We start from the raw sequence: 25,396 nt of genomic DNA on the forward strand, positions 1-25,396 counted from the left end.
AGAAGGGGTCAGCGGGTCAGCTCGATGATCGCCGTCCGGTGGGTGTCCACGACGCGTCCCGTCGGCTCGAAGCCGAGCTCGAGCAGGGCGTCTCTGCCGTAGTCGCTCAGGCGGCCGTCGATGTCGTTCTCGACCAGCCAGACCCGGTGCACGCCGTCGAAGCGCCCGATGGCGGCCGCGTCGGCGACGCCGTAGGCGCGATCGGCCCACCCGATGTTCTGCGCGTACGGGATCTCGAGGGTCACGTCGCGCGCGTTCACGAATCCGGCGGGGTAGGTGTGCATCGCGAGCCGCGGGCGCTGGGAGGGCCGCGTCGACTCGTCGAACACCACCGCATCACCCGGCTGGGCGAGCGAGCCCATCGCGGCGCTCACCTCTGACCAGTCGCTGTCGTTCTTCGCGTACGGCCCGCGCTGCAGCTGGTAGACGGGCGCGCAGACGCCGACGAAGCCGACGAGGCCGATCCCACCGGCGACGAACGCGCGGCGCGGGTCGCCGCGCCCGATCCAGCGGCCGAGCATGAGCACGCCCTCGGCGACGAGCAGGGCGGCGGCCGGGGCGGCGAATGTGGAGTAGCGCGCGGTGTAGAGCGGGAAGACGAGGTTCGCGAGCAGCAGCACGCCGGTCGGGACGATCAGCCAGCAGACGCCGACACTGGTGGCGGTCACCGGCACGCCCACGCGGAGCCGGAGACCGGCCCTGCGCCACGTGAGGATGCTGGCAGTCACCGCGACGACGATGAGCGCCCAGGCGACCGCAGCCACCCACGGTGTGCCGAACCACGGGACGTAGAGCAGGGTGCTCGGGTCCAGTGGCTGCGAGCCGAGGTAGCCGATCTGCCGTCGCTCAAAGAAGGCGAGCAGCGCGATCGGCGCGATGGCTACGCCGGTGCCGAGCATCGCGAGCAGCCAGGCCCGCACCGTGCGTCTCGACGCGCGGGCGAGCAGGAGCAGCGCGAGGTGCCCGGCCGCGAGGGCGATCATGTAGAGGAAGAGGTACGACGCGACGGCCATCCCCGCGGCGTAAAGCATCCAGCAGGTCCGCCTGGTGCGGTCCGGCACGGTGCGGCCGCGCCCGTCGACGAGCCAGACGAGCAGCAGGGTCAGCCACGCGGCGGCCGCGGCGCTGAAGGCGAACGAGCGCGCCTCCTCCCCGGCGTAGGTCATGCGGGGCAGCACCGTGCCGACGACGCCCGCGGCGATCGCCGCCGTCGGGCCTCCACGCCGCCCTGCGAGGAGGGTGATGGCCGCGACGGCGAAACCGATCGCGACGGCGCTCGGGAACCGGATGGCGAACGGGCTCTCGCCCGCCAGCCGGATCCACCCGTGCAGCCCCAGGTAGTACAGGCCGTGCACGGCGTCCACGTGGAAGAGCATGTCCATCAGGCTGCCGACGGGGCGTCGGGCCGACATGATGCTGGCCGCCTCGTCGCCCCAGAGCGACGGGATCCAGCTGCCCGCGGCACTGACCGCGGTGGCGACCAGGCCGAAGGCGATCGCGATCGTCCACGGACGCACCGCCGCCAGCGGTTCGACGCCCGCGCGCCGTTCGGTCTCGATGATCGTGGTCACGCCCACAGCCCCCGCACTCTATCCGTCGGAAGAGAACTGCGGGCAGTCAACCAGAGAACATCGAGTATCGACCGGGAACGGGATGCAGGTGCTCACATCTGTCATTCTTCCCGGGTGCACCTGAGCATCTCCGGTGCGCTCGCCGGAAACGGTGGGACCGCGGACCGCGGACCGCAGACTGCGGACTGCCCATCAGGCCTCCCCGCGCCGCGCCCCCGCCCACAGGTCCACGCCGGCGTCGACGGCGTGCTCGTCGATCGCCGCGAGCTCCTCGTCCGTGAAGTCGAGGCAGTCGAGCGCGCCCACGTTCTGCTCCAGCTGGGCGACGCTGCTGGCGCCGATGACGAGCGAGGTCACGCGGTCGTCGCGCAGCGCCCAGGCCAGCGCGAGCTGGGCGAGGGTCTGCCCGCGCGACGCCGCGATGTCGTTCAGGGCGCGCAGCCGCCCGATCGCCTCGTCGGTGAGCCAGTTCTGGTCGAACGAGCCGGCGGCGGAGGCGCGGGAGCCCTCGGGTACGCCGTTCAGGTACTTGTCCGTCAGCATCCCCTGCGCGAGGGCGGTGAAGCCGATGACACCGACGCCGAGCTCTCCGGCGGCGTCGAGCAGCCCCTCCGTCTCGATCCAGCGGTTCAGCATCGAGTACGACGGCTGGTGGATGAGGAGTGGCGTGCCCAGCTCCCGGAGGATCTCGGCGGCGCGGCGCGTCTCCTCCGGGCCGTAGGACGAGATGCCCACGTAGAGCGCCTTGCCGCTGCGCACCGCCGTGTCGAGTGCCTGCATGGTCTCCTCGAGCGGGGTGGAGGGGTCGGGCCGGTGCGAGTAGAAGATGTCCACGTAGTCGAGGCCCAGGCGCGCGAGCGACTGGTCGAGGCTCGCCAGCACGTACTTGCGGCTGCCGCCGCCCTGCCCGTACGGACCCGGCCACATGTCCCACCCGGCCTTCGACGAGACGATGAGCTCGTCGCGGAACGGCGCGAGGTCCTCCCGCAGGATCCGGCCGAAGTTGATCTCGGCCGCGCCGTACGGCGGCCCGTAGTTGTTGGCGAGGTCGAAGTGCGTCACGCCCAGATCGAAAGCCCGCCGGACGATCGCGCGCTGTGTCTCGATGGGGCGGTCGTCGCCGAAGTTCTGCCAGAGGCCGAGCGACAGGGCGGGGAGGTCGAGTCCGCTGCGTCCCGTGCGGCGGTAGGGCATGCGGTCGTAGCGGTTCGGGGCGGGTTCGTAGGCCATGCGTCCAGATTCGCCCTTCCGGGCGGGGAAGTCCAACAGTGCGCGGCGATCCGATTCAGCGCTGCGGCCGCTCAATCCGGTCGGAGGCGCTGCTGGACGCGTGACCCGACCGGATCGGGCGTCGTCAGCCCTTACGCGCCGCCCGGTTGCGCGCCAGCACCCAGCCGACGATCGCCCCCACGACGAACACGATCAGCACGAGAGCCCAGGTGGGCATGACGAGCTTGCCCCAGAGGGCGAACAAGGTGGCCTTGTCGCCGCCGAACGCGTTCTGGATGGCGACGATCGCCAGCAGCACGATCAGCACGATGGCGAGCCACCGGCGCTTGAGGAAGGTGACGAAGGAGTTCTCTCCCGTGCGGGATCCGGTCTGGCTCATGGGGTCAGTATGGCGCGCCGGCGGTCGGGAGCGAAGAGCGGATTGCCGGGGCGCGGGAGGCCGGAGTGGCGGAGGTGCGTCTGTACACGCACGAGAGGATGACCGAGAACCTGGCGTACTACCCGCGCCGCAGCTTCGTGGAGACCGCGAGGCGCACGGAGAATGAACTCCGTCGGGTGTTCTTCAGGAAGCGGGCATGACGATCTCTTGACTCCCTCCATGAGGACCTGTAGTCTTTATTCAACCGAAAGGTTGATAAACAAAATGATTGATAAAGCAGGAGCAATCGGCTCCGACGCCGCCCTCGACGCCGCGTTCGCCGCACTCGCGGACCCCGTCCGCCGGGCGATCGTCGCCCGCCTGAGTCGCGGCCCGGCCACGGTCGGCGAACTCGCCGAACCCTTCGACATCACCCTCCAGGCGGTGTCGAAGCACATCGGCGTGCTGGAGTCGGCCGGCCTGGTCTGGCGCACGCGGGAGGCTCAGCGACGCCCCGTGCACCTCGACGCGGCCGCACTGGAGCGGCTCACGTCGTGGATCGACCGGTACCGGCTGGAGGCCGAGGCCCGCTATCGGCGCCTCGACACCCTGCTCTCACCAGAAAGAACGAAGGAGAAGGAGTCATGAGCAATCCCGTCGTCATCGATGTCGTACCCGGAACGTCGTACGCCGATCTCACCCGGGAGTTCGACGCGCCCGTCGAGGCCGTCTTCGAGGCCCACGCCGATCCCGAGCTCTACAAGCGCTGGATCGGGCCGCGCGCCCTCGAGACGGTCATCACCCACTGGGACTTCCGCACCGGCGGAGGATACGGCTTCGAGCAGACCGACGCCGAGGGCACCTACGGGTTCCGCGGCGTCATCCACACGGTCATCGAGAACGAGCTGATCATCCAGACGTTCGAGTTCCTCGGCGCGCCGGGGGAGGTGAGCCTCGACCGGCTGCGGTTCGAGGCGCTCCCCGACGGTCGCACCCGCCTCGTGGGCCGCTCCGTGATGACGTCGAAGGAGGCCCTGGACGCCATGATCGCCTCCGGCATGGAGTACGGCGTGCGCGAGGGCTACGAGAAGCTCGACGACCTGCTGCTGGAGGGGGAGACGCCATGACCCGCGTCGTCGCCGACATCACCATCTCGCTCGACGGCTTCGTGACCGGACCGGACGCCGGGCCCGGCAACGGCCTCGGCACCGGCGGTGAGCCGCTGCACGCCTGGGCGTTCTCGGACGACCCGGACGACCAGCGGATCATCCGTCGCTCCACCGAGCGGTCGGGCGCGGTCGTCATGGGCCGGCACCTCTTCGACATCATCGACGGCCCGGGAGGCTGGAATGACGAGATCGGCTACGGCGCCGCCGAGGTCGGGAAGCCGCCGTTCATCGTGGTGACGACCACGCCGCCGGCGGAGGTCCGGCTGACCGGGCTCGATTGGACCTTCGCGACCACCGGACTCGCCGACGCGGTCGCGACCGCGCGCGCCCGTGCCGAGGCGGCCTCCACGGCCCGCGGCGCCGACCTCGACGTCGTCCTCATGGGCGGCGGCGCCCTCATCGGCTCCGCGATCGCCGCAGGGCTGGTGGACACGGTGAGCCTCCACCTGTCGCCCCTCATCCTCGGCGCGGGCACGCCCCTGTTCACCGGCGGACCGACACGTGCGCTGCGGCAGCGGGAGGTCCTGGTCACCTCGACGGCGACGCACCTGACGTACGACGTGGTGTGAGCAGCGGAAGCGAATCCCGCTCGGGCCCGCGAGTCAACCCGGTACGGAAGTCGGCACGCCGGCCTATCGTTCGGAACGGTGTGAAAACGCCACCTAGCAGCGGGGGCCCGGTCGACAGATCGGGCCCCCGTCTGCGGCTCCGCGCGGCAGCGCGTCGACCGTCGTCGTTTCAGGCGCGCGCCCGGGGCAGGCGGACGGTGAGCTCGGCGCCGCCTGTCGCACTGTTCGCGGCCGACACCCGCCCGCCGTGCCGCTCCACGACCTCCGCGACGAGCGCCAGTCCGAGACCGTAGTGGCGCCCGCGGTCGCCGTCGGCGTCCGCCCGCGACGAGGCGAAGCGGTCGAACGCCTGCCCCACCCGGTCCTCCGCGAATCCCGGTCCGTCGTCCGACACGGCGAGCACGACCTCCGCAGACGCGACCCGCACGTCGATCCGCACCTGCGTGCGCGCGTGGTCCAGGGCGTTGTCCACCAGGGCCACGATCATCCTCCGCAGCGAGACCGGTGCGCCCGTGACGACGGCGTCCGGTGAGGTCTCGGTGGCGATCGTGATCCCACCGTCCTGTGCGCGGCCCTCCGCCGCCCGGGCGACCGACGCCGCGAGGGCGCCGAGGTCGACACCTTCGCGCGGTGCGCTCTGCCGCGGGTCGGCGGCGATCAGCAGGTCTTCGACGATCTCGGTCAGTGCCCGGCTGTCGTCGACCACCTCGTCCAGTCCCGCCCGCAGCTGCTCGCCGTCGAGCGGGTGCGCGTCCGGGCCCAGGTGACGCCGGAGGAGCTGCGCGCGCGTGCTGAGCAGGGTGAGCGGGGTCCTGAGCTCGTGCCCGGCGTCCGCCACGAATCGACGCTGAAGCGCGAGCGCGTCCGCCATCGGGCGCATGGCCCGGCGCGCCAGCAGCAGGCCGAGCGCGGCGGCGGCGACGGCGGCGACGGCCCCCGATGTCACGAGGGCGATCAGGAGCCGGTTCAGTTCCTCCTGCTGCTCGCCGAGACCGTACGAGACCTGCACGACCTTCCCGCGGCGCACGTCCGTCTGGGTGAGGAAGCTCTCGCCGCCCGCCGAGATCGTCTCGAGCCGGGAGCCGCCGTATTGCTGGATCGCCGCGAGGGCCTTCTCGTCCGGGAGGCCGGCGGGCAGGTCGGGCGAGCTCTCCCGTCCGACCGGTGACACCACCGTGACGAGCAGGTCGCGCGGAGCGTCGTGCACGGAGTCCACCATCGACGCGTCGGACAGCGCTCGATGCGCAGCCTCGTCCTGACCCGCCGACACGACGCCATAGACGACGACGCCCAGGACGACGAAGAGGGCGACGATGATCGCAGCGAACTGCACCGCCAGCCGCCGCGAGGCGGACCGCAGCTCGCGCCGGCCGTCGTCTCTCACGAGAGCGCGCCCATCCGGTACCCGACGCCGCGCACGGTCTCGATGAGCGAGCGGCCGAACTTGCGCCTCAGGTGGTGGACGTAGGTGTCGACCACTCCCGGGTCGTCGGCGTCCGCGAACACCTCGTCGAGGAGGAGGGCGCGCGAGAACACCTGGTGCGGGCGGCGGGCGAGCACTTCCAGCAGCCCGGCCTCGCGGTCGGAGAGAAGTGTCCTCGAGCCGTCGTCGAGGGTGACGGTGCGACCTGCCGCATCCAGCCGGCCGCCGGGGAACCGCACCGTCGGGAGCACGGAGGAGGTGCGCCGGATGAGGGCCCGGACACGCGCGAGCAGCTCGTCGACGTCGAACGGCTTGGACAGGTAGTCCTCCGCCCCCGCGTCGAGCCCGTCGACCCGGTCGGGGGGAGTGCCGAGAGCCGACAGGATGAGGACGGGCGTCGTGATCCCGCCGCCGCGCAGCCCGCGCAGCACCCCGAGCCCGTCGACCGCGGGGAGGCCGCGATCGAGCACGATGGCGTCGAACGCCCCCGTGAGCCCGCGGTGCAGGGCGCGCTGGCCGTCGCGCGCGATCTCGACCGCGTACCCGTCCGAGTCGAGCAGCACCTCGAGCATCCCCGCGAGCCGGCTGTCGTCCTCGGCGACGAGCACCCGGTGTCTGCCGTCCATGTCCGCAGTATAGGAGTCGGGCACGGACGGCACCGGCACGCTCACGAGGTCACCGTCCGCTCCCCGGCGGCGCGAAGTCCAGCGCGCCCTGCCCCAGGAGCCGCCCGTCCGCCGCGACGGCGAGCACGCCGCGCGCGCCGTGCGCGAGCGCCCAGGGGAGGCCCTCCTCGCCGAGGGCGAAGACCGCGGTCGCCAGCAGATCCGCGGTGGTGAGGTCGTCGGCGACGACGGTCGCGCTCCGCAGCCCGGAGGCCGGCCGCCCGGATCGGCCGTCGACGATGTGGGCGCCGCGCTCGTACGCCCCGGAGGTCGCCACGCCCGAATCGGTGACGGACAGCACCGCGAGGACTCCGGCCGGGCTCTCCGGGCTGCGCACGGCCACGTTCCACGGCCTCCCCTCGCCCGGACTCCCCGACACGGCGACATCGCCCCCGGCGTTGAGGCAGAAGTGGCCGATGCCCGACGCGGTGAGGGTGCGGGCCGCGCGGTCCGCCGCCCAGCCCTTCACGACGCCGTCGAGATCCCAGCGACCGTCGGGCCCGCGCACCCGGAAGGCACCGCCGGACGCCTCGCTCATCGCCAGCCCGAGCGCGACGACCTCGCGCAGGTCGGCGCTCCCGGCCGCGGCGTCGGATCGCGTCGCATTCAGGAGGCTCACCTCGCTGTCCGATCGGTAGGTGCTGAACCGCCGGTCGGCCTCCCGGAGGGCGCGGAACGCCGCCTCGACCGCCGGTGCGGCGTCCAGGTCGTCACGCACGTCGACCGACATCGGGATGCCCATGACGGTCTCGAGGTGCCTCATCGCTGGTCGAGCGCCGACTGGAGCGACTGGATGTAGCCCTCGGACGTGTACGTGGCTCCCGAGACCGTGTCGATGTTCGCGGACTGGGAGGCCAGCGCCTCCTGCTGCAGCACGGGGAGGGCCTGCTGGTTGACCTCGACATCGCGCCCGCTGCCGTTCGGATACTGCACGGCGTCGATCGCGGTGATCGTCGATCCGCTGAAGGTGACCTTCACCTGGACCGGTCCGTAACGGGTGTCCACGGCCGAACCGGTGACCTCGGTGCTCGCGGGCGTCGCGGATGCGGAGGGCGTCCCGGATGCGGTGGCAGTGCTCGACGGCGCCGGAGTCGACGTCGGGGCCGAACTGCTCGTGCCGCGCGACGTCGTGCCCGCGGCGGCGGTTGCCGATGCCGTCGTCTGCTCGCCGACGCCGTACAGTTTCAGGCCGACCGTCGCTCCCATGACCACCAGGATCACGGTGAAGAGGACGGTCCCGCGCCAGGACTTGCCGTTCATGACATGCTCAGTTCTTCTCGGTGGATGAAACGCTGCGGCATCCCCAGCTCACGGAGCGACGCCTCCACGTTCGCAGCCATGGATTCGGGCCCGCAGATGAACGCCTCCCACTCGTGGAGGTCGTGGACGATGCGTCCGAGGGAGCCGGCGCCGAGTGGGTCGTAGCCGAGCTCGGCACGCCGCCCGACCAGGGGGATCACCTCGACCCCGGGCATCCTCTGCAGCTCGCCGAGGAGGGCCAGCTGCTCCCTGGTGCTGACCCGGTAGAGCACGAGGGGGTGGCCACCGCGGGCGACCAGTTCTTCGGCGAGGGCGCGGATCGGCCCGATGCCCGCTCCTCCCGCGACCAGGAGGAGGCGGGCGCGGCTCGCGCGGTCGGCCGTGAAATGCCCGAACGGCCCCTCCGCGAAGACCAGCGTCCCCGGTTTCAGTGCGGGCAGGCGTCGTGTGTGGTCGCCGAGCGCCCCGACCGTGATCCGCAGATGCCCGTCGGCAGGGACCGCGGACACCGAGTACGGGTGCGCGGTGCCCAGATGGCCCCACGCGAGGAACCGGAACAGGAGGAAGTGGCCGCCGCGCACGCCGAGCCGGTCCACGTGCGGGCCCGCCAGCCAGACGCTGTTGATGCCCTGGCCTTCCGGAACGACCGCGACGACGCGCATCCGGCCGCGCCAGGCGTCCAGCGTCGGGAGGATGAAGCGCCAGGTGAGGACGGCGGAGGCCGTCCCGAGATACAGAGCGATCCAGAGGACCCGGTTGACCGGGTTCGAGACGAAGTGCGCGCCGCCGCTCAGCTGGTGGGAGAAGGTCAGGAAGATCGCGACGTACGTCGTCAGGTGGAGCCAGTACCAGACCTCGTAGGACAGCTTCGCGCGGATGAGGCGCGCGCTGCTCAGCCCGACGGCGAGGAAGGCGATCGTGCCGGCCAGCGCCGTCAGCATGTCCGGATACGACTGCAGGACGGAGACGAACTCGGTCCACGGCGGATTGCGGCTGATCAGCTCGCCCCCGAGCACCAGGAAGACGACATGCGCGACGACCAGGAGGATCACCGAGGTTCCGAGCGAGCGGTGCCACGACAAGAGCCGGTCCAGCCCGACCGCGTTCTCGAACCAGGGGACGCGCGCGATCAGCAGCACCTGGGCGCAGACCAGCAGAGCCCCGACCATCCCGCTCAGCTCACCGATCGAGGTGAGGGCGTTCGCCGGCGTGGAAGCGAAGGTCGCCGGAACGCTGAGCCACCACATGGCCAGCACCGCGACCACGCTCGCGGTGAGCACCACACGCACGATGCGTGCGTCGCGCCGGTGCCGCGCGGCCGCGGCGCGCGCCGAGCGCGCTCGCCGGGTCGGCGCTGCCGCCGTGGTGGTCCAGATCTCGCTCATGACTCCACGATGACGCCCGTTTCTTTCCGCATTCTTACGCGGGCTGGGAGATCACCGGGTGCAGCTCATGAATTGAGTATCCGGCGAGCCCTGTCCGAGCGCGGCTCGCCCCTGAGCTCCTGGTCCTCCGTCACCCCGCCCGCTCCGCCTCCCCGTCGATCGCCCGGTACAACGACGACACCGAGCCGAAGCCGGCGGCCGTGGCGATCTGGTGGGCCGGGGCGTGGGGGCGGGCCCGGCGGAGTTCACGAGCGGCGCGGGCGCGGGTCGCGCGGAGTTCTTTCGCGACGCTCGTGCCCTCGGCGGCGAAGACAGCTTGGAGGCTGCGTTCGGAGACGCCGATCATGTGGGCCAGCCGCGGGACGGAGAGGCGCGGGTCGGCGTAGCCCTCGTCGATGAGGCGCATCGCACGCGTGAAGGGGGTGAGCTCACCAGGGTCGCTTTCGGCGATGAGGCGGGCGAGGGCACGGGCGACTTCCATCGCCGCGGAGCGCAGCGGGGCGATCGCGCCGCTCGCCGAGCCGCCGCTGAGGGAGGTGGCGAAGGCGTAGAGAGGGGTGAGCGCGCTCGGCGACAGCGGGGGACGCGGGGTGCTGTGGGGTGCGAGCTCGAGTCCCGCGACGAGGGCGGCCGGCGCGGTGATGCAGAGCAGCTCGGAGAGCGGGGCCCGCGTCTCGAAGGTCACCGGGTCGTCGCCGGGAGGGAGGAGGAACATCCCGGGCCGGCGATGCAGCACGGCGCCGGACGACTCGACCGTGAGCCGTCCGTTGGTGCACAGGACGATGGCCGTTCGGCCGTGCGCTTCGGCGTCGCGCGTCCACTCGACCCGCGCGGCGGGCGCGTGGAGGTGGGCGAAGCTGAGCTCGGGGAAGCGTGTCATGCGCAGCGTGAGTTCCTCCGCCTCGTCGAGCCGCGCGATGTGCAGCCCCGCCGCGTCGAGGTAGGCCGCGAGTTCGGGGTTGGCCTGCGCGGCGTCGGCTCCCCGCGCGCGCACGCGCAGCTCGTCGAGCGGTGCCACGGCGGCCCACGCCCCGTCTCCTGCGGTCACGGCGGCCTCCTTCCCGTCCGGCTTCTCCTCTCCAGTGAAGCATCGCGGGACGGTGGACCGAATACCGAATATCGCGCCTCAGCGGCGCGGATGCCGCCAGCCGCGGGCGAGAGCCACGACGTCGCGGCTGAACCCGGCGCCGAGCACCATGCCGATCGCGATCGCGATGAGGGAGCCGAAGGTGCGCAGGATGGTGCTGGTCGCGCCCGCGGTGCCGGAGGCGACCTCGCTCAGCCCGATGAACCCCATCGACCCCGGCACGAGCACCCAGTAGGCGCAGGTCAGCATGATCGCGGTCGACGGGGCGCGCCGGATCCGCCCCGCGAGTCCGACGGCGGGGATGACGATGAGCGCCCCGAACAGCCCGGAGAGTTCGGCGCCGACGAGGAGCGCGCCGAGAAGCTGGGCGGCGTGCGCGACCACGAGGGCGTACAGGATCCAGAGCAGCGACCCGCGCGGCGCGGCCGAGTACAGGTAGTAGCCCAGACCGACCAGGACGAGTCCGGCCCAGGGTGCCCAGACGCCCAGTTGCTCGACACCGCCGCTGGCGGTCGGGGACGTGCCGGCGACCGAGATCCCGGCGAAGACGCCGAAGGCGAGCAGGCCGAGCTGCGCGACCCCGTAGACGAGCCGGCTCGCCCCCGCCATGACCTGGCCGGAGGTGAGCTCGACGGCCGCGATGGTCAGCGTCAGCCCGGGCAGGAAGGAGACGAGCGAGGGGGCGACGAGCCGCACGACGTCGTCGCCGCCGGCCAGCGGGATGACGCCCAGCGACACGACGAGCGTCACGAGGAAGGCCGTTGCGACGGGCAGCACGAGCGACAGCGTCGGGATGCGGCTGCCGAGCACGACGATCGTGCCGACGGCGACCCCGAGCACGAGGTAGACGGGGAGCGCCGCGATGGTGGGGTTGAGGACCATCCCGAATCCGAAGGTGAGGAGGGTGTAGCCGAGGACGGTGAGCACCGGGCCGAAACGCGGCCCGCTCGTCCGGATCGTCGTGACCGTGGCGAGCACGTCGTCGGGGTCGGGGCGCCCGTCGAGGGCACGGCGGGCGAGCCTGTCGATGGCGCCCGCCTGGTCGAGCCGGAGCGTGCCTCCATCGGCTGGGAAGATCGAGGTCTGCGACGGCGTCGCCGCCGGGTCCTCGATGAGCACCAGGGTGGGCAGCACGAAGATCCGCAGCTCGGGGCGGTCGTACACGACGGCCAGTCGCCGCAGGGTCTCCTCGACGTCGCTCGTCGCTTTCGAGGAGGCGAGCGCAGCGGCCCCGAGCTGGCCGAGCATCCCGGTGACACCGGAGTCGCTCTGCGCATCGGCCCCGGTGACGAGGGAGGGGCGGAGGGCCGCCAGGGCCCCGCGGAGCCGGTCGATCAGTACCGTCCGGTGCGAACCGGCCGGCGCCGCGCGCTCGCTCATTCGGGCCGCCCCTCGGTCGTGGCGCCGAGGAGCTGGAAGCGTGCGGCGATGCGCATCGCGTCGTCCCTGGTCGAGCAGCCGAGCTTGCGGTAGAGCGAGGTGAGCTGCGACTTGACCGTGTTGGGGGAGAGGTGGAGGTCGTCGGCGATCTGCCGCGTCGTCGGGGTGGCCGGGAGCATGCCCAGCACCCGGAGCTCGCCGGGAGTCAGCACCGGGCGCCGGGAGAGCTCGACGTGTCCGAGCTCTGCGGTCGCCGCGTCGAATGCGGTGCCCTCGTCCTCGCTCTCGACCTCGGCACGGGCGAGCACGATCAGCCGGGACGGCATCGTCGCGAGCAGCCGCCGGGCGTCGCCGCCCAGGACGAGGCGGACGATCCGCCGGGCGGTCGCTCCGTCGAGCTCATCGGTTCGGGCGGTCTGGGCCCACGCACCGAACAGCAGGGCTTCGAGGCGGTGGCCCGGGCCCAGCGCGGGGTCGGCGGTGAGTCCCCGTACGGCCTCTTCGGCGACGTCGAGGCGGGAGTCCTCCAGCGCCACCCGTGTCGCGGCCAGCGTCGTCAGGACGCCCGATCGGTCGCGCAGCTCGGCGAGGCGGCGCGCCTGCGCCGGGTCGCCGGCGGCCAGCTGGGCCTCGATCGAGGCGGCGCCGATCACGTCGGCTGCGAACGAGCCGTGCTGGCTCGGATGCGCGTCGCTCGCGAGCCGCACGGCCTCCAATGCGTCGTCGGGCCGCTGCCGTGCCAGCAGGCAGCGCGTGCGGGCGAGGAGGGCGAACGGCCAGCTGAGCTCGATGCTGTCGTACGCCTCGAGACGTGCCAGCAGGTCGTCGGTGTCGTCGGTGAGGCGTTCCACTGCGATCAGTGCCGCGGCCGCGCGCTCGGTCATCGCGCTCGCGCTCGCGTGCGCCTCGGACGGCTCCGGCAGTCCGGCGAGCCGGGCCAGCGCCAGCTCGGCTTCGTCGAGGGAGCCTCGCACGGCGTGGGCGAGCGCCATCCGCCCGAGTGCGATGCGCTCGGCGTAGCGCCGGCCCGAGATGCGGCCGAGCTGGCGGGCCGTCGCGAGCTCCTGCAGGGCGCGGGCCGAGTCGCCCGCAGCGAGCAGCGTCGAGCCGATCTGGTGGTGGTAGAACCAGAGCGGCCCGTCCACCCGCTCCCGCGATTCCACGGGGGCCTGCGCGAGCCGCTCCTGCAGGCGCCGCGCGTACACCACCGCTGCCGCGACATCGCCGCTGAACCGGAACGACACCATCTGCGCCAGGGTGAGGACGTCGAGCTCGTCGGTCGACATCGCCCGTGAGGAGTCGGCGTACAGCAGCGGTTTGAACGGGCGCGTGCTGCTCGCCAGCACGGGCGTCATGCGGTGCACGGCGCGCAGCACCGGATAGCGGTCGAGCACGGCGCTCGGCAGTCCCTCGATCGCCTGGATCAGCAGGGAGAAGCGGCCGGTGTAGAGCGGCCAGATGTTCGCCATCGCCGTCTGGGCGATGGCCTCGGGCCGTCCGGAGGAGAGCGCGCGGCGCAACTCCTCCTCGGCCAGCGCGTCGTCGACGAGGTTCACGCGACGGGACCCTAGCCACACATCGCGACGGCTCGCGACGGGGATTATCGGCGGGTTAATCCGGGGGTGAGCGGGGGGATGACCGGCCGGGCGAAATATCCTGCGGACCCCCGTGCGGGCCTCTGACCGCCCCCTAGTGTCGGCCGCATGACGACAGAAACGCATGCTCCGCAGCGAATGATCATCCGCAATGTCCGTCTCTTCGATGGCGTGAGCGACCGCACTCAGGACAACGTGGATGTGCTCGTCGAGGGCCCGCACGTCGTCGCCGTCTCGAGCTCGCCGGTCGCCGGCGACGCGTCGGACGGTGTCGTCGAGTTCGACGGCAAAGGCCGCTTCCTGATGCCGGGACTGAGCGACGCGCACGTGCACCTGATGGGGAACGCCAACAGCATGATCGAGTTCCTGCAGGGGCCGACCGGGACCTTGTACGGCAATACCATCGCCGAGGCGAAGCGGATGCTGCTGCGCGGTTTCACGACGGTGCGCGACATGGGCGGCGACACCGCGCCGGTCAAGGCCTTGATCGACCGCGGGGTCTTCGAGGGCCCGCGGATCTTCCCCAGCCAAGCGATGATCTCGCAGACCTCCGGCCACGCCGACTTCTCGTTCGTGTACGACGTCCCGGAGGAGTTCGGCGGCACGCCCAGCCGCACGGAGGACATCCACTTCACCCGCGTCGCCGACGGGGTGCCGCGGGTGCTCGCCGCGGTGCGCGAACAGCTCAAGCAGGGCGCGACGCAGATCAAGCTGACCCTCGGCGGTGGGGCGGCGTCCATGTACGACCCGCTGAACACCCTCCAGTACACCCCGGACGAGATCCGCGCCGCCGTGCAGGCGGCCACCGACTACGGCACGTACGTCGCGACGCACGTCTACACGCCCGCCGGCATCGCGCGCGCCATCGATGCCGGCGTCGCGTCGATCGAGCACGGCCACCTCGCCGACGAGGAGACGGTCGCGAAGATCGCCGACGCCGGCGTCTGGCTCTCGATGCAGCCGTTCGCGGAGGACGACCACCACTATCCCGATCCCGTGCGCGCCGCCAAGAACACCGAGATCTGCAACGGGACCGAGCAGGTCTACGACTGGGCCAAGAAGCACGGCGTGAAGACCGCGTGGGGCACCGACCTCCTGCTCGAGCCCCAGGCGGCCCCGCGGCAGAGTGCGATGGCCGCCCGGCTGGGCGAGTTCTACACGAACGCGGACGCCCTGAAGATGCTGACCTCGGGCAATGCCTCGCTCTTCGAGCTGGCCGGGGAGCGCAACACCTACCGCGGCGGAAAGCTCGGCGTGGTGGCGGAGGGGGCGTGGGCCGACCTCATCCTCGTCGACGGGGACCCCCTCGCCGATCTGTCGGTGATCGGCGACCCCGACACCAATTTCGCGCTCATCGTCAAGAACGGCCAGATCGTCAAGAACATCCTCTGAACCGCGGCGACCGCCCCGGCCCACGATGCCCCGAACCCACCGACCCGCCCCCGACGAACCGAACCCAGAGGAGAAGACCGTGTCGCAGCCCACGGAGGAGTACGAGACCGGGACGCCGGACGTCGTCCCCGACGACCGCCCGCCTGCGCCGGGCGAGGTCCTGCTCGACGCAGAGCAGATCGGCGTCGCGGCGAGCTGGGGCCACATCTACGGCCCGGTCGACCTGACCGTCCGCGCCGGCGGGGTGACCGTGCTCGTCGGGTCCGGTGGCCGCGGGCGCACCTCGCTGCTGCTCACCCTGGCCGGGAGGATGAAGCCCACGACCGGGACCCTGACGGCCTTCGGCCACGTGGACGACGCGCATCGGCTGTTCGTGCGAGCGGCGATGGCGGACATCGACGAGGTCGACGGGATCGGCCAGACCATCCGGGTCAGGGACGTCGTGACGGAGCAGCTCCGCTGGAGCGCGCCCTGGTACCGCTGGGTGAATCCGGCGACGTCGGACGATCTCGAACGGATCGCGCGACCGGTGTTCGGCGACCTCGGGCTGCCGGCGATGGAGGCGATGGTGGAGGAACTGCCCGAGCTGACGTCGGCCCTGCTGCGGATCGCGCTCGCCAACGTCGCCCGGCCGCCGCTGCTGGTCGTCGGGGGCGTCGACAACCTCGCCAGCATCGAGAGCTCGCGCAAGCTGCTCGACCGCCTCATCGTGCTCGGCCGGGAGCAGACCGTCATCACCGCCGACGTGAACGGCGTCGAGCCGCGCGAGGGGATCCGCGAGCAGATCGCGGTGCCCAACCTCAGCGACTTCGCCGACCTCGAGAAGGAGGCACTGCAGTCATGATCGCCGCATTCGCACCGGGCAGCGACTTCAAGCGCTACTACCGCGGCCGCATGCCGCGGCTCGCGCTCATCGTCATCATCCTCATGCCCCTCATGTACGGAGCGCTCTACCTCTGGGCGTTCTACAACCCGTTCGGGCACGTCGACAAGATCCCCGTCGCGATCATCAACCTCGACCAGGGCACCACGGTCAAGGGCGAGCAGCTCGAGGTCGGCACGCAGGTGGTGAAGGGCCTGATCGAGTCGAAGCAGCTCGACCTGCACGAGACCTCGGAGAAGGCCGGCGTCGACGGGCTCGCCCACGGGAAGTACTACTTCACCATCACCCTGCCGAAGGACTTCAGCGCCTCGGTCGCCTCCGCGGCCACGGACGACCCGCGCTCGGCCGGCCTCCAGTTCACCTACAACGACTCCAACAACTACCTCTCGACGGTGATCGGGCAGGACGCCGCCGAACAGGTGATCAACACGGTCAGCGCCGAGGTCGGGCAGCAGATGTTCGAGAACGTGCTGCAGGGCGTCAAGGGCGCGATCCCGAAGATCAAGGCAGCGGTCGCCAGCGTCGACGAGCTGAACTCCGGAATGCAGACGGCGAACAGCGGTGCGCAGGAGCTGGCGTCCAATCTCGTCACCGCCAAGGAAGGCTCCGCGCAGTTGTCGAGCGCGATCGACGAACTCGACGACAAGGTGCAGTCCGCGATCGGCAAAGTGAACACGGCGGTCGCGACATCGGGCATCAGCAGCGACGAGATCCGCCAGATCGTGGCCAGGATCGACGCGAACACCAACGCCATCGCCGGTGCGCTCGACCGTGTCGCCTCCGCCCAGGCGTCCGCGCAGAGCCAGCTGCAGGGCATCATCGACGAACTGGCCTCCAGCGACGACCCGGCGGAACAGGCGCTCGCCACGCGGCTGTCGAGCGTGCAGGAGAGCTTCACGAAGGCGCAGCTGTCGCAGGAGGTCAGCGGGCTCTTCGACGCGATCCACTCCGACGTCGACCGGCTCGCGACGGAGTTCAACAACCCCCAGAGCCGTGTGAACGTCGTGCTGCGGGCCGTGGAGGGAGGGGCGGTGCAGCGCGACCTGGCGACGGCGTCGTCGGACTCGAGTCAGCTCCGCTCCGGAGCCGACACCCTCAGCTCCGGCCTGGTTCAGCTCTCGGACGGCGCGAACCAGCTCGCCTCCGGAACCACGCAGCTCGCCGGCGGGACCGACGAGCTCGCGGGCGCCGCCGGGCTCGGCCTCAAACTGCTCCCCACCTGGAACGACTCGCAGCAGGGCAACTTCATCAAGGCCCTGGCGCAGCCGGTCGAGCTCCACGAGAAGACGAACAACGAGGCCAAGACGTTCGCCTACGGGTTCGCACCGTTCTTCCTCGGCCTGGCCCTGTTCGTCGGCGGGATCATCGCGTGGATGCTCTTCACGCCGATCCAGTCGCGACCGCTGGCCCGCGGACTGGGGTCGTTCCGGGTGGTCCTGGCGTCGTACGCCCCGACCGTGTTCGTCGGCTTCCTGCAGGCCACCATCCTGTTCCTCGTCGTCCGGTTCGCCATCGGCATCAAGCCCGAGTACGAGTGGGGGACCTACGGGTTCATGGTCCTCATGGTCTTCATGTTCATGGCGATGATCCAGATGTTCAACGCCCTGCTCGGGCCGGCGGTGGGCCGCGTGCTGACCCTCGCGTTCCTGATGATCCAGCTGACCTCGGCCGGCGGCATCTACCCGGTGCCGACGACGTCCGTCCCGTTCCAGTACATCAACTGGATCGACCCGATGACCTACACCAACAATGCCCTCCGCCAGCTCATCCTGGGCGGCGTCGACTACCGGCTCGGGGTGGCGATCGCGGTGACGGCCGGTCTCACGGTCATCTTCATCGCCGCCTCCACCTGGGCCGCCCGACGCAACAGGCAGTACACGATGGACCGCCTGTACCCGCCCGTCGAGGTCTGACCGTGCCTTTCACCATCCCGCCGCAATAGAGGAGTAGAACAAGTGACCATCAACACCACCCCTGCCCGGACGTCCACCAACGTCGACCCGACGCTGAGCGTCAACCCCGTCTTCGTCCGTCCGGGCGAAGCCACCACCTTCGACAAGTTCCGGATGCCGGACGGCCCCAGCCTTCCCGAGACGGCCTACCAGATCGTTCACGACGAGGCGATCCTCGACGGCAACTCGCGGCTCAACCTGGCGACCTTCGTGACCACGTGGATGGACGACGAAGCGAAGAAGCTGTACGCCGAAGCCGCCGACAAGAACATGATCGACAAGGACGAGTACCCGGCCACCGCGGCGATCGAGGACCGCTGCTGGCGCATGCTCGCCGATCTCTGGCACGTGCCGGACACCGCCGACACGATCGGCACCTCGGCGATCGGGTCCTCCGAGGCCTGCATGCTGGGCGGCCTCGCGCTCAAGCGGCTCTGGCAGGAGAAGCGAGCGGCCGAGAAGAAGCCGGCCGACAAGCCGAACCTGATCATGTCCGCGGCCGTGCAGGTCGTGTGGGAGAAGTTCTGCAACTACTGGGACATCGAGGCCCGCTACGTGCCGGTCAGCCCCGACCACATCATCCTCGACGGCTACAAGCTCGAGGACTACGTGGACGAGAACACGATCGGCGTCGTCGCGATCCTCGGTCAGACGTTCACCGGTCTGTACGACGACGTGGTGGCCATCGCGAAGAAGCTCGACGAGATCCAGGAGAAGACCGGTCTCGACGTGAAGATCCACGTCGACGGAGCCTCCGGCGCCATGGTCGCGCCGTTCTGCCAGCCCCAGCTGGTGTGGGACTTCCAGATCGACCGCGTCAACTCGATCAGCACCTCCGGCCACAAGTACGGACTGGTCTACCCCGGCGTCGGGTGGGTCGTCTGGCGCGACACGGCCGTGCTCCCCGAGAGCATGATCTTCCACGTCAGCTATCTCGGCGGCGACATGCCCACCCTTGCGCTGAACTTCTCGCGCCCGGGTGCCCAGGTGCTGCTGCAGTACTACCAGTTCCTCCGGCTCGGTCGTGAGGGCTACCGTCGGGTGCAGCAGAACTCGATCGACGTCGCCACCTACCTCTCCAGCGAGATCGAGAAGATCGGGCCCTTCGAGCTGATCAGCAAGGGAGACACCATCCCGGTCTTCGCGTGGGTGCTCAAAGACGGCTACACCGACAAGTGGAGCCTGTACGACCTCGCCGATCGGCTGCGGATGAAGGGCTGGCTGGTGCCCGCGTATCCCATGGCGGACGACATGGCCGACGTGATCCTCCAGCGCATCGTCGTGAAGGTCGGCCTCAGCCGTGATCTCGCATCCGCCCTGCTCGCCGACATCAAGGGCGAGGTCGCGTACTTGGACGCTCTCGCCGCCCCGCTGCCCCGCGAGGCGAACGCGGGGACCCACTTCCACCACTGACGGACGGGCGGGAGGGGCATCGGGGGCCCCTCCCCGTCGCCGTCCGCCGTGCCGACACCATCGAGGAGACAACCCATGACCGAAGCGGCCATCGCCAGCGATCCGCCGCGGCGGCTGTTCGTTCCGACCCTGACCAAGCAATGCTCCCTGTTCATGATCGGGTCGGCGCTGTTCGCCCTCGGTTCGGCGCCCGGGCTGAGCGAGGTGCTCGGCTCGAACGGGTCGAACCTGCTCTATTTCGTCGGCGCGTGGTTCTTCACCACGGCCGGCCTCATCCAGCTCTTCCTGAGCGGCGCCATCGCGGTGCCCGTCTCCTATGCGCCGGGTCGCATGGTGCGGGCCGAGTGGCTGGCCGCGGCGACGCAGTCGTTCGGGACCGTGATGTTCAACATCAGCACGACCGCCGCGCTGCGCGCCAAGTCGGTGACGGCGCAGGAGCACTACGTCTGGAACCCGGATGCGGGCGGGTCGGTCGCCTTCCTCGTGAGCGGTTTCCTGGTGTTCGTCGCCTACTCGCACACCGCACCGCTCTGGGATCCCGGAAAAGCCTCCTGGTGGTCGGCGCTCGTCAACCTCATCGGCTGCGTCGCCTTCGGCGTCTCCGCCGTCGGCGCGTACATCCTCCCGAACGGTGACGTGGTCAACGGTGCGCTCGCGAATGGGGGCACGTTCATCGGGGCGCTCTGCTTCTTCCTCGCCTCCCTGATCGTGCTGCCGGCCTGGAGGCGCCGGGCGCGGTGACCGCGCCGCTGGAGTCCCAGCCTCTGCTCGGCATCGGGCTGGCGCTCGTGTCGGCCCTGGTGCTCTCCGTCGGCAACCTGCTGCAGGCGCGCGGGGTCGCCGAGACCGCGGACCGCCCCGGGGCGAGTGGTCTCGGCGGTCGCGCACTGGGGCTCCTGCGGGACCGCCCGTGGCTCCTCGGCGCCCTGCTGCTGGGCGCAGCCATCGTGCTCCAGATGGGCAGTCTGGCGTTCGCCCCGCTCATCGTCGTGCAGCCGGTCGGCGTGAGCGCCCTGGTCTTCACCGTCGCGCTCACCGCCGTCGTCGGCAGGCGGCGCCCCTCCCGGGCCGAACTGCGCGCGATCGCCGTGTGTGTCGTCGGGGTCGCGGCCTTCGTCACGGTCGCCGCCCTGGTCAGCACGCAGCACACCATCGGCGCCGGGGAGCTGATCGCCGTGCTGGTGGTGCTCGCCTTCGTGCTGCTCACGAACGCTGTCCTGCTCGTGGCCGGCCGGTCGCGCCCGGTGCCGCCCGTGCTCTTCGTGCTGTTGGGCGGGGTGTACTCGGCGTTCGTCGCCACGCTCGGCAAGACCGTCATCCTGCGCGTGCAGACCGCCCTGCAGCTGCACTCGTTCGCCGTCGACGCCACGAACCTCCTGACGATCGGCTGCATCGTCGGGATCGGCGTGGCGGGCGCCCTCTCCATCGCCTTCGTGCAGCGCGCACACGCCGGGAACCGGCCCGAGGTCGTGGTCGCCGGTCTGACCGTCATCGACCCGACGGTCGCCGTCGTGCTCGGCATCACCATCCTGGGGGAGGCCTCCGGCGCCCCGCTCTGGGCTTTCGCCGCCTTCATCGCGGCCGGTGGGGTCGCGGTCGCGGGAGTCTTCGTGCTCTCGCGGGCGGCGCGGGCGGGAACAGCGTGACGAGCAGTTTCCGCAGAAACCGTCGCAGAAACCGCACACTCATCGCCCGGCGGCTCACCCGGTGATGAAGATCGATCCCACAGTCCTCACCCGACGAGGGGAACGACATGAATCTGAACGATGCGGACCGCGCCGAGAGTGAACTGCGGCATGCGCTCGCCGGCGGCAACCAGGGGAGCATCGCGACCGCGGTGCTCGACAATGTGTGGCCCCTCTACAGTTCGCACCACGAACTGCTGCTCTCCACGATCGTCGCGCTGCCGAGCCCGCTGCTGGAGCGCCACCCGATCCTGCGGTTGCTGCACCCGCTGACCCCGGTGCTCGCGCGCACGGCGCGGCCGTTCAAGCCGCTCGTGAGCGCCGATCAGGCACGGCTGTTCGGCCCGGACGAGCTGGACCTGCTGGCGCTCGCGCAGATGATCGCCTTCCGGTCGAGCGGAGACCTCGAGTCGTCTCTCGTGTACGCGCGGCGGCTGGAGGACCGGATCGTGCAGACGCGGGTCGAGTCGCGCGAGCGCACCGACGGTCCGCTCTGGTACTACCACCACGAGATCGGGTCGACCCTGCTCGCCGCCGGGGATTCCGTGCGTGCGCTGGTCGAGTTCGCCACCGCGCGACAGCTCGGCCGGTTCGCGCTCCAACGCGACGCCGAGCGGCTCGCGCTGGGCCGCATGGCCCTCGCCCACGCGATGCGCGGCTCGCTCGACGACGCCGTGAACGCACTGGCGGAGGCAGCGAAGCAGCCACCGGCGACCCCCGCCCACCGGAGTGCCGCCCGGGCGACCGAGAGCGCGGCCTCGGCCCTGGTCGGCGCGGAGCGGCTCGCGGACGACCTCGACGAGCGGCTCGCGGCCCTGGAGCCCTACGACAGCGTCGAGCTGACCTGGCCGTTCGCCCTGCTGGCGCGCTCCCGCTCCCTGCTCGCCCGGCATCGGCCCGACGAGGCGCTGGAGGCGATCCGGCTCGCCGCGGCCGCGCATCCGACGCAGTCGGGGTCGTTCGCGGACGACGTCGTCGCGGCCGCCTCGATCGAGGCACTGATCGCGCTGGGGGAGTTCGCCGCAGCACGGTCGCTGGCGGGAAGCGACGGCTCCGGCGTCCTGACCTCGCTCGCTCGCGTGCGGCTCGGCCTGCACGAAGGCGACGTCGACGGAGCCGCCCGGCTCCTGCGCACCCTGGGCGCCGACCGCACCCTCGGCCCGGCGGCGCACGCCGAGTGGCTGGTGCTCTCGGCCTGGCACGAGTTTGCGACGACGGGCGGCCTCCTGCGCGACACCGCCGTGCGGGTGCTCAGAGTCGGGACGCGCCGCGACAGCCGGCGTCTCTTCGCCTCAGCGCCGCGTCAACTGGTGGAGCTGGTCAGGCAGCACCTCCCGCAGGACATCCCGCGCGGGTTCGACGGCATGGTGGGCGATCTCGAGCGCATCGACATCAAGGCACGACCGCAGCTCACGGTCGGCGAGCTCCGGATACTCCGCGCCCTTCCGGCGCACGACACCACTGCCGCCATCGCGGCGTCCTTCCATGTGTCGCCGAACACGGTCAAGTCCCAGCTGCAATCGATGTACCGCAAGCTGGGCTGCTCGACACGGGACGAGGCGCTGCGGCTCGCCGCGGGCTACCGCCTGTTCTCGGAGGCGCCGGGCAGCCCCAGGACCCCGTCCGTGCCGGTGACCGCTCTGCACGCGACCAGCGGCACCGTCCGCCGGCCGGTGGCCGTCGCCAGGACGGTCGAGGCGGCCGGTCCGCGGGAGGCCGACCGGTAGCGGCCCGCGCGTACCTGTCGAATCCTCCGGGCCGGCAGTGATCGGCGATGAGAATGCCTCCTGAGCATTCGGGCGCCGGCCGCAGCCGAGGGGGAGCCCACCACCGCCTAGTCTGGACACCGTGAACCCCCTGGCGCCGACGGCATACTTCCTGCAGACGAGCGAGCGGACGTTCGACCCGACCCGTCGGGCCGGCGGCGCGTGGGCGGACGATGAGATCCATTTCAGCCCGCTCGGCGGGCTGATCGCGCACGCCATCCTCCGTCATGCCGCCGACCGCCAGGGACCGCCGCTGCAGCTGGGACGGATCAGCTACGACATCCTGGGGTTCCTCGCCCTGGAGCCGGTGGAGCTCACGGTCGAGACGATCCGTCCTGGGCGGACGATCGAGCTGGTGGAGGCGACGGCGGTGATCCGTGGTCGTGCCGTGGTGAAGGCGCGGGCGTGGCTGCTCGCGGCGTTCGACACGGCGGAGGTGGCGGGAGGTGCCTCCGAGGGGCTCGTCTCTCCGGAGGCCGCCGTGAGCTGGCCGATGGCGGACGTGTGGCGCGGCGGCTACGTCGCCTCGCTCGACGCGCGCGCAGTGCTCCCGCCGGAGCCGGGTCGCGCGACGGTCTGGTTGTCGACGCCGTGCGACCTCGTGGCGGGCGTCGAGGTCGATCCCGTCGCGGCGTGGCTCGCGCTGGTGGACACGGCGAACGGGGTGGCCGTGCGGCGCCACCCCATCGAGTGGATGTTCCCCAACGTCGACCTCACCGTGCACCTCCACCGCACGCCGGCCGGACCGTGGCTCGGTCTGGACACCGAGGTCGTCTTCGGCGCGACCGGGCTCGGCGTGACGCGGTCGGTGCTCCACGACGCGGCCGGCGCGTGCGGCTTCGCCGAGCAGTCGCTGACGATCAGGAAGCTCTGACGGCGGCGTCCGGCGCGTCGTCCGTCTCGCCGGTCTCCTCCTCGAGCCTCGTCGGGAGGTGGCGGGAGAAGAAGAGGGCGGCGCACGAGATGAGCGCGAGGGCGGCGAAGGACAGCCGCAGCGCCTCCAGCTGGGATTCGCTGTAGATCGACTGCAGGGTGGCGCTGTCCGACGACGAGAGGCCCGCCTTCTCCGCGATCGCTGAGACCCCGGAGACAGGGATGACGCCGACGCCCTGGCTGGTCTGCTCCTGCACCTGCGTCTGGACGTCCTGCGGGAGGTCGCTCGCGGCGACATTGCCCGCGAAGGCGGTGGACAGGGCAGCGATGAGCACCGACCCGACCAGCGCCGTGCCGAGCGAGGAGCCGAGGTTCTGGAAGACCCCCTGCACGCCTCCCGCCTCGCTCAGCTCGTCCGGCCCGACGGCCGACATCGTGGCGTTTCCGAGTTGGGAGGCGAGGAGCCCGAGCGCCGCGCCCGCGACGAACATCCCGGCACCGAAGACGAAGGTGTCGAGCTTCGGGTCGACGGAGCCGAGGAGCACCAGGCTCGCCACCACGAGGGCGAGCTGGCCGATGCGCACGATGCGGCGGGTCGGCACGCGCCGCGCCAGCACGGTGCCGACGATCGAGAACAGCACCAGGGCGACCGAGAGCGGGAAGACCCGCAGGCCCGTCGAGAGCGCATCGAGGCCGAGGGTGAGCTGCAGGTAGATCGGCACCACGAAGAACAGCCCCGCCGTCACCGTGTATTGCAGGCCGATGCTCCCCACGCCGGCGCGCAGCTGCCGCAGGGCCAGGATCCGCGTGTCGACCAGGGGTGCCCGGCCGCTCGCCACCAGGCGGCGCTGGCGAACGAAGAACAGCCAGAGCACCACGGCGCCCGCCGCCACGATGAAGGGCACCGGCGAGAGGCCGAGGAGGGAGACGTCCGTGGTGGGAAGCACCCAGCCCCACACCTTGGACTGGAGGAGGCCCCAGACGATGAACACGAGACCGGCGGCGGACAGCAGCACGGAGAGAACGTCGATGCGCACCGGCCTGGTGGCCCCCGCCGTGCGGACGAATCGGTTGAACAGCAGCACGACGGCCATGACGACCACTTCGCCGGCGAACACGTATCGCCAGCTCGCGTACGTCGTGAGGAAGCCGCCGATCAGCGGGCCCGCTGCGACGGCGACACCCGAGGCCGCGCCGATCACCGCGAAGGCGGTGACCCGGGCGTGGCCGGAGTAGTTGTCCGCGATGAGCGCTGCGATGGCGGGGATGACGAGCACGGCGCCGAGGCCCTCGATGACCGACCAGCCGACGAAGAGCACGCCGATGTTCGGGCTCAGCGCCGTCGTCCCCGACCCGATCGCGTAGACGATCGATCCGATGACCAGTGCGCGCCGCCGCCCCCAGATGTCGCCGAGCTTGGCGCCGAGGAGCATGAACGCCGCCATCGTCAGCGTGTAGAAGGTGATCGTCGTCTGCATCGCCTCGATGGTGGTGTGCAGGTCGGCGACGACCGTCGAGATGGACACGTTCATCACGGTGCTGTCCAGCACCATCACGAACTGGGCGGCGCCGAGCACTGTCACCGCACCCCATCGTTGCGCCATCCCGACACCTCTTCCGCCGAATCCAGGTGGCCGGATGCTATCCGCGCGAGGGGCTGCGCGGGAAGGGCATAAATATCTCCGGGGGGATTGCCAAACTCGTCGAATCGTGCACCTTCCGTTTTCGTTTTGGAGTGCT

At 71.0% G+C, this 25,396-nt stretch carries 23 protein-coding genes; 11 read left to right on the forward strand and 12 right to left on the reverse strand.

All coding sequences use genetic code 11. The annotated features are described in order from the left end of the window. Positions 1-8 precede the first annotated feature (8 nt). The 3 genes from LLS1_RS06645 to LLS1_RS06655 form a co-directional block, all read right to left on the reverse strand. Positions 9-1,571: a hypothetical protein gene (locus LLS1_RS06645; RefSeq protein ID WP_226654161.1), complete on the reverse strand. Its 1,563-nt coding sequence runs from the start codon at positions 1,569-1,571 to the stop codon at positions 9-11. A gap of 192 nt (positions 1,572-1,763) precedes the next feature. Continuing rightward, positions 1,764-2,801 carry an L-glyceraldehyde 3-phosphate reductase gene (mgrA, locus tag LLS1_RS06650; RefSeq protein WP_226654163.1) on the reverse strand — a complete coding sequence of 346 codons (1,038 nt, stop codon included), beginning with the start codon at positions 2,799-2,801 and terminating at the stop codon, positions 1,764-1,766. Between the two features lie 124 nt (positions 2,802-2,925). After that, on the reverse strand, positions 2,926-3,180 hold the full coding sequence (locus tag LLS1_RS06655; protein WP_226654165.1) for a DUF1049 domain-containing protein: 255 nt from the start codon (positions 3,178-3,180) through the stop codon (positions 2,926-2,928). 264 nt (positions 3,181-3,444) lie between these two features. Here LLS1_RS06655 and LLS1_RS06660 point away from each other — a divergent pair, with 264 nt between their 5' ends. Genes LLS1_RS06660 through LLS1_RS06670 form a run of 3 tightly spaced genes read left to right on the forward strand, consistent with a single transcriptional unit; the run spans position 3,445 to position 4,897 of the window. Continuing rightward, positions 3,445-3,807 carry a helix-turn-helix transcriptional regulator gene (locus LLS1_RS06660; RefSeq protein WP_226654167.1) on the forward strand — a complete coding sequence of 121 codons (363 nt, stop codon included), beginning with the start codon at positions 3,445-3,447 and terminating at the stop codon, positions 3,805-3,807. Next, positions 3,804-4,286, forward strand: coding sequence for an SRPBCC family protein (locus tag LLS1_RS06665; protein WP_226654169.1), 483 nt, complete (start codon positions 3,804-3,806; stop codon positions 4,284-4,286). The genes LLS1_RS06660 and LLS1_RS06665 overlap by 4 nt, the downstream gene beginning before the upstream one ends. Continuing rightward, positions 4,283-4,897, forward strand: a complete 615-nt coding sequence (locus tag LLS1_RS06670) for a dihydrofolate reductase family protein (protein ID WP_226654178.1) — start codon at positions 4,283-4,285, stop codon at positions 4,895-4,897. Before LLS1_RS06665 ends, LLS1_RS06670 begins: the two co-directional genes overlap by 4 nt. A 169-nt stretch (positions 4,898-5,066) precedes the next feature. Here LLS1_RS06670 and LLS1_RS06675 read toward each other — a convergent pair whose 3' ends face one another. The 8 genes from LLS1_RS06675 to LLS1_RS06710 form a co-directional block, all read right to left on the reverse strand. Beyond that, positions 5,067-6,281: a sensor histidine kinase KdpD gene (locus tag LLS1_RS06675; protein ID WP_226654179.1), complete on the reverse strand. Its 1,215-nt coding sequence runs from the start codon at positions 6,279-6,281 to the stop codon at positions 5,067-5,069. Continuing rightward, positions 6,278-6,946, reverse strand: coding sequence for a response regulator transcription factor (locus LLS1_RS06680; RefSeq protein WP_226654181.1), 669 nt, complete (start codon positions 6,944-6,946; stop codon positions 6,278-6,280). The genes LLS1_RS06675 and LLS1_RS06680 overlap by 4 nt, the downstream gene beginning before the upstream one ends. A 49-nt stretch (positions 6,947-6,995) precedes the next feature. Continuing rightward, on the reverse strand, positions 6,996-7,748 hold the full coding sequence (locus LLS1_RS06685) for an FAD:protein FMN transferase (RefSeq protein WP_226654183.1): 753 nt from the start codon (positions 7,746-7,748) through the stop codon (positions 6,996-6,998). Beyond that, entirely contained in the window at positions 7,745-8,245 is a 501-nt protein-coding gene (locus tag LLS1_RS06690; protein ID WP_226654185.1) for an FMN-binding protein, read from the reverse strand. Before LLS1_RS06690 ends, LLS1_RS06685 begins: the two co-directional genes overlap by 4 nt. Beyond that, complete coding sequence (locus LLS1_RS06695; protein ID WP_226654186.1) at positions 8,242-9,630, reverse strand: ferric reductase-like transmembrane domain-containing protein; 1,389 nt, start codon at positions 9,628-9,630, stop codon at positions 8,242-8,244. Before LLS1_RS06695 ends, LLS1_RS06690 begins: the two co-directional genes overlap by 4 nt. A 130-nt stretch (positions 9,631-9,760) precedes the next feature. Continuing rightward, positions 9,761-10,678 carry a helix-turn-helix domain-containing protein gene (locus LLS1_RS06700; RefSeq protein WP_226654188.1) on the reverse strand — a complete coding sequence of 306 codons (918 nt, stop codon included), beginning with the start codon at positions 10,676-10,678 and terminating at the stop codon, positions 9,761-9,763. A 78-nt stretch (positions 10,679-10,756) separates the two neighbouring features. Continuing rightward, positions 10,757-12,097, reverse strand: coding sequence for a threonine/serine exporter ThrE family protein (locus LLS1_RS06705; protein WP_226654190.1), 1,341 nt, complete (start codon positions 12,095-12,097; stop codon positions 10,757-10,759). Next, a complete protein-coding gene (locus tag LLS1_RS06710; protein ID WP_226654192.1) occupies positions 12,094-13,653 on the reverse strand; it encodes a LuxR family transcriptional regulator in 1,560 nt (519 codons plus the stop codon). The genes LLS1_RS06705 and LLS1_RS06710 overlap by 4 nt, the downstream gene beginning before the upstream one ends. 210 nt (positions 13,654-13,863) lie before the next feature. Between LLS1_RS06710 and LLS1_RS06715 the strand changes: the two genes are divergently transcribed. The 8 genes from LLS1_RS06715 (at position 13,864) to LLS1_RS06750 (ending at position 23,657) form a co-directional block, all read left to right on the forward strand. Then, on the forward strand, positions 13,864-15,084 hold the full coding sequence (locus LLS1_RS06715; protein ID WP_226654194.1) for an amidohydrolase family protein: 1,221 nt from the start codon (positions 13,864-13,866) through the stop codon (positions 15,082-15,084). A 79-nt stretch (positions 15,085-15,163) separates the two neighbouring features. Continuing rightward, entirely contained in the window at positions 15,164-15,928 is a 765-nt protein-coding gene (locus LLS1_RS06720; protein WP_226654195.1) for an ATP-binding cassette domain-containing protein, read from the forward strand. Beyond that, positions 15,925-17,880 (forward strand): YhgE/Pip domain-containing protein, encoded by a 1,956-nt coding sequence (locus LLS1_RS06725; RefSeq protein ID WP_226654197.1) that lies wholly within the window; start codon positions 15,925-15,927, stop codon positions 17,878-17,880. The genes LLS1_RS06720 and LLS1_RS06725 overlap by 4 nt, the downstream gene beginning before the upstream one ends. Positions 17,881-17,928: 48 nt before the next feature. Continuing rightward, on the forward strand, positions 17,929-19,332 hold the full coding sequence (locus tag LLS1_RS06730) for a glutamate decarboxylase (protein ID WP_223361012.1): 1,404 nt from the start codon (positions 17,929-17,931) through the stop codon (positions 19,330-19,332). Between the two features lie 75 nt (positions 19,333-19,407). Then, a complete protein-coding gene (locus LLS1_RS06735; protein WP_226654199.1) occupies positions 19,408-20,073 on the forward strand; it encodes a hypothetical protein in 666 nt (221 codons plus the stop codon). Further along, positions 20,070-20,978, forward strand: a complete 909-nt coding sequence (locus tag LLS1_RS06740) for a DMT family transporter (protein WP_226654201.1) — start codon at positions 20,070-20,072, stop codon at positions 20,976-20,978. The genes LLS1_RS06735 and LLS1_RS06740 overlap by 4 nt, the downstream gene beginning before the upstream one ends. Before the next feature lie 107 nt (positions 20,979-21,085). Next, the gene (locus LLS1_RS06745) at positions 21,086-22,744 is read left to right on the forward strand and encodes a LuxR family transcriptional regulator (protein WP_226654203.1); all 1,659 of its coding nucleotides are present in this window, start codon (positions 21,086-21,088) and stop codon (positions 22,742-22,744) included. A 121-nt stretch (positions 22,745-22,865) separates the two neighbouring features. After that, positions 22,866-23,657, forward strand: a complete 792-nt coding sequence (locus tag LLS1_RS06750; protein ID WP_226654205.1) for a thioesterase family protein — start codon at positions 22,866-22,868, stop codon at positions 23,655-23,657. Here LLS1_RS06750 and LLS1_RS06755 read toward each other — a convergent pair. After that, entirely contained in the window at positions 23,644-25,260 is a 1,617-nt protein-coding gene (locus LLS1_RS06755; RefSeq protein ID WP_226654206.1) for an MFS transporter, read from the reverse strand. The genes LLS1_RS06750 and LLS1_RS06755 overlap by 14 nt on opposite strands. Between the last annotated feature and the right edge of the window lie 136 nt (positions 25,261-25,396).

It is taken from the genome of Leifsonia sp. LS1 (assembly GCF_020521355.1).
In the GTDB taxonomy this organism is placed as follows: Bacteria; Actinomycetota; Actinomycetes; order Actinomycetales; family Microbacteriaceae; genus Leifsonia.

Excerpts from the sequence above, each read along its gene's own strand:
- mgrA (WP_226654163.1), bottom strand. The coding sequence starts at position 2,801 with ATGGCCTACGAACCCGCCCCGAACCGCTACGACCGCATGCCCTACCGC.
- LLS1_RS06655 (WP_226654165.1), bottom strand. The coding sequence starts at position 3,180 with ATGAGCCAGACCGGATCCCGCACGGGAGAGAACTCCTTCGTCACCTTC.
- LLS1_RS06660 (WP_226654167.1), top strand. The coding sequence starts at position 3,445 with ATGATTGATAAAGCAGGAGCAATCGGCTCCGACGCCGCCCTCGACGCC.
- LLS1_RS06665 (WP_226654169.1), top strand. The coding sequence starts at position 3,804 with ATGAGCAATCCCGTCGTCATCGATGTCGTACCCGGAACGTCGTACGCC.
- LLS1_RS06670 (WP_226654178.1), top strand. The coding sequence starts at position 4,283 with ATGACCCGCGTCGTCGCCGACATCACCATCTCGCTCGACGGCTTCGTG.
- LLS1_RS06680 (WP_226654181.1), bottom strand. The coding sequence starts at position 6,946 with ATGGACGGCAGACACCGGGTGCTCGTCGCCGAGGACGACAGCCGGCTC.
- LLS1_RS06685 (WP_226654183.1), bottom strand. The coding sequence starts at position 7,748 with ATGAGGCACCTCGAGACCGTCATGGGCATCCCGATGTCGGTCGACGTG.
- LLS1_RS06690 (WP_226654185.1), bottom strand. The coding sequence starts at position 8,245 with ATGAACGGCAAGTCCTGGCGCGGGACCGTCCTCTTCACCGTGATCCTG.
- LLS1_RS06695 (WP_226654186.1), bottom strand. The coding sequence starts at position 9,630 with ATGAGCGAGATCTGGACCACCACGGCGGCAGCGCCGACCCGGCGAGCG.
- LLS1_RS06705 (WP_226654190.1), bottom strand. The coding sequence starts at position 12,097 with ATGAGCGAGCGCGCGGCGCCGGCCGGTTCGCACCGGACGGTACTGATC.
- LLS1_RS06725 (WP_226654197.1), top strand. The coding sequence starts at position 15,925 with ATGATCGCCGCATTCGCACCGGGCAGCGACTTCAAGCGCTACTACCGC.
- LLS1_RS06735 (WP_226654199.1), top strand. The coding sequence starts at position 19,408 with ATGACCGAAGCGGCCATCGCCAGCGATCCGCCGCGGCGGCTGTTCGTT.
- LLS1_RS06745 (WP_226654203.1), top strand. The coding sequence starts at position 21,086 with ATGAATCTGAACGATGCGGACCGCGCCGAGAGTGAACTGCGGCATGCG.
- LLS1_RS06755 (WP_226654206.1), bottom strand. The coding sequence starts at position 25,260 with ATGGCGCAACGATGGGGTGCGGTGACAGTGCTCGGCGCCGCCCAGTTC.